The organism is Nocardioides sp. (assembly GCF_025964975.1).
GTDB lineage: Bacteria > Actinomycetota > Actinomycetes > Propionibacteriales > Nocardioidaceae > Nocardioides.
This window is the reverse complement of the sequence record NZ_JAOPXV010000076.1, coordinates 1-3,081: the sequence shown is the minus strand read 5'-3', so window position 1 is coordinate 3,081 and position 3,081 is coordinate 1. Positions and strand designations below refer to the sequence as shown.

At 70.5% G+C, this 3,081-nt stretch carries 5 protein-coding genes and 1 tRNA gene; 4 read left to right on the top strand and 2 right to left on the bottom strand.

Features of this window, described 5'->3' with window-relative positions:
- From JWN68_RS05415 to JWN68_RS05400, 4 genes are all read left to right on the top strand, one after another.
- Positions 1-403: DUF501 domain-containing protein (locus JWN68_RS05415; protein ID WP_297735811.1), on the top strand; the 403-nt coding region annotated here is incomplete at its 5' end.
- Positions 404-490: 87 nt separating this feature from the next.
- Positions 491-1,420, top strand: coding sequence for an exopolyphosphatase (locus tag JWN68_RS05410; protein ID WP_297735809.1), 930 nt, complete (start codon positions 491-493; stop codon positions 1,418-1,420).
- A complete protein-coding gene (locus tag JWN68_RS05405; protein WP_297735807.1) occupies positions 1,402-2,241 on the top strand; it encodes a uracil-DNA glycosylase in 840 nt (279 codons plus the stop codon). Before JWN68_RS05410 ends, JWN68_RS05405 begins: the two co-directional genes overlap by 19 nt.
- A gap of 25 nt (positions 2,242-2,266) precedes the next feature.
- Positions 2,267-2,343 (top strand) — tRNA-Leu (locus JWN68_RS05400).
- A 121-nt stretch (positions 2,344-2,464) separates the two neighbouring features.
- Here the strand turns inward: JWN68_RS05400 and JWN68_RS05395 are convergent.
- Both JWN68_RS05395 and JWN68_RS05390 read right to left on the bottom strand, forming a co-directional pair.
- A complete protein-coding gene (locus tag JWN68_RS05395; RefSeq protein WP_297735805.1) occupies positions 2,465-2,704 on the bottom strand; it encodes a hypothetical protein in 240 nt (79 codons plus the stop codon).
- Between the two features lie 12 nt (positions 2,705-2,716).
- The coding region (locus JWN68_RS05390) for a hypothetical protein (RefSeq protein WP_297735803.1) at positions 2,717-3,081 on the bottom strand (365 nt) is incomplete at its 5' end.

Here is a 3,081-nt window from a genome sequence, read left to right as displayed (position 1 = left end):
CGTCGTGACGACCGAGCCGCGGCTGCCGAACGGCACTCCCTTCCCGACGACCTTCTACCTCACCTGTCCCCGGGCCGCCTCCAGGATCGGCACCCTGGAGGGATCGGGGCTGATGAAGCAGATGCAGGACCGGCTGGGCGAGGACCCCGAGCTCGCTGCCGCCTACGCGTCGGCGCACGAGGCCTATCTCGAGTTCCGCTCGCAGCTGGGTGACGTGCCCGAGGTCGAGGGCATCTCCGCCGGTGGCATGCCCGACCGGGTCAAGTGTCTCCACGTGCTTGCCGCGCAGTCGCTGGCGCAGGGCCGGGGCGTCAACCCGCTCGGCGACGAGGTGCTCGACCTCCTCGGCGACTGGTGGGAGGCCGGGCCGTGCGTCGGGCCAGCGCTCTTTGACACGACCTGAGCGAGGACGGCGGTAGTTCACCGCCACCAGCTGGCAGCGAACTACCGCTGTCCACGACGGGTCCACGATCAGGTCACAATGTGATCCATGACGACTGTCGCTGCCATCGACTGCGGCACCAACACCATCAAGCTGCTGATCGGCACGCACACCGACACCGGGCTCGAGGTCGCCGTTCGTGAGTCCGCCATGGTGCGGCTCGGACAGGGGGTCGACGCGACGGGTCGCATCCACGAGGAGGCGCTGGTGCGTGCGTTCGCCGCGATCGACACCTACGCCGAGCAGATCGGTCAGCACCACGTGGACCGGATCCGCTTCTGCGCGACGTCCGCGACCCGCGACGCCAGCAACGCAGCCGAGTTCAGGGCAGGAGTGCTCTTCCGACTGGGCGTCCAGCCCGAGGTGTTGTCGGGGGAGGAGGAGGCAGCAGTCGCCTTCGCCGGGGCGATGAGCAACATCTCCGACGACGCACGCCGCCCGGTGCTCGTCATCGACATCGGTGGTGGCTCGACCGAAGTGGTCCTCGGGGACGACACCGCCCCTGGCCACGACACCCTCCTGGCCTCGGAGTCGATGGACATCGGCTCGGTCCGGCTCCACGAGCGCCACGTCCGGCACGACCCGGCAACGCGGGAGGAGATCGGTGCCGTGGTGCGCGACGTCGACGACCAGCTCGACGCCTGCGGGGTCGACCTCGCCGCCGCCGCGACGGCGGTCGGCATCGCGGGCACGATGACCACGATCGCCGCCGGGGTGCTCGACCTCGCCACCTACGACCCCGAGGCGATCGACAGGTCGGTGCACCGGGTGGACGACGTCCATGCGTACGTCGAACGGCTGGTGTCCCTGACAGTCGCCGAACGGCTGGCCCTGGGCTACATGCATCCCGGCCGCGCGGACGTCATCGACGCCGGGGCGCTGATCGCGTCGAGGGTGCTGCGGCGTACGAACGTCGAGAGCCTGCTCGTGAGCGAGGCCGACATCCTGGAGGGGATCGCGTGGTCCATGCGCCCCTGACCGAGCACCCGCACTCGCTGACCGGCGAGCTGTTCGCCTCGCCGGTGCCGCCGGGCACGGGTTGGCCGGAGGACCCGGCGCGGCCGGACACGCCCGTGGCCCGCACGGCTGCGCAGGTACGCCGCCTGGCGGGCGCCGACTCGCTGGGCGAACTCGAGGCCCGGGTGAGCGTCTGCTCAGCGTGCCCGCGCCTCGTGCGCTGGCGCGAGGAGGTCGCCCACGTCAAGAGGGCGTCGTTCGCCGACCAGCCCTACTGGGGGCGGCCCATCGCCGGCTGGGGCGACCACGAGCCGGAGCTCCTGATCGTGGGGCTCGCGCCGGCTGCCAACGGCGGCAACCGCACCGGCCGGGTCTTCACCGGTGACAGCAGCGGCGACTGGCTGTACGCCAGCCTGCACCGGGTGGGCCTGGCCGCGCAGGCCAATAGCACCCACGCCGGTGATGGACAGCGGCTGATCGGCGCCAGGATGGTGGCCGCCGTCCGGTGCGCCCCGCCGGCGAACATGCCGACCACGGCCGAGCGGGACACCTGCGAGCCCTGGCTCCGGGCCGAGATCGACATGGTGCTCCCGCACCTGAAGGTCGTCGTCGCGCTCGGCGGCTACGGTTGGGCGGCTGCGCTGCGTGCGCTCGCCAGCGTGGGGCTTGAGGTGCCTCGACCGCGGCCGAAGTTCGGCCACGGTGCGGAGGTGGCGATCGGCCCGTTGACGCTGCTGGGGTGCTACCACCCGAGCCAGCAGAACACCTTCACCGGTCGGCTGACCCCCGACATGCTGGACGAGGTCTTCCTGCGCGCCCAGGAGCTCACGCGGCCCCGGTGAGCCCTACGCTCGCCGGAGGTGCGTAGCCCCGGTATCCCAATCGGCAGAGGAAATCGCCTTAAAAGCGACTCAGTCTGGGTTCGAGTCCCAGCCGGGGCACCAATCGGCTGGACTGCTGTAGCCACTCGGTGGCCGGCTGAGGGCCACGGGCAAGCACGCACGAAAGCGCCCGCCACGGAGGTGACGGGCGCGATCGGGGCCTGCGGAACCACCAGCACGACGGCTAGGTGACCCGCTTGCGCCCTCCGACGTGCGTGGCTGAAGCGGAGACGGCGGCGCACGCGAGCAGGCCAAGGGTGACCGACTGGAGTGCGGCAGTGTCCGTCAGCACCATGGCCAGGCCTGCCAACACCACGAGAATCGCGGCGCCGAGTCCGGTCTGCCACCCCCAGCGGTATCCAGCGAACCCGACCACCGCCCCCAGGGCGAGGCCGACCACGATTGCTGCGAAGGCTTCACTCATCAGGGAGTCCTTTCAGCAGTTCCAGTACCACGGGTTCACCAGGCCCGGAGCGAAGTACACGTTGACAGCCAGACAGTTGCCCCTGCTTCGAGCCCACGCTGCTGCCGAGGACAGGGAAGCGCAGTTGGCGGCCAGGATCCATCCTGCCCCAGGCACCTGGCCCATCATCGCTGCGCAGGAACCACCACCGTAGGCGATGAACTCGGTCTCCAGTCTCGAGAACTTCACCTGCATGCCGTACCACCTGCGGTCAACGACGAAGTCCGTGCTGCGCCCCTTGGGCGGCGGTCCGAGTTCCTTCATCGTGAACTCGGGTGCCGGCATCACCGGCTCTGGCTCAGCCGGGGTGCTTGACGAGTCGGGGCCGGTGGCGGGCG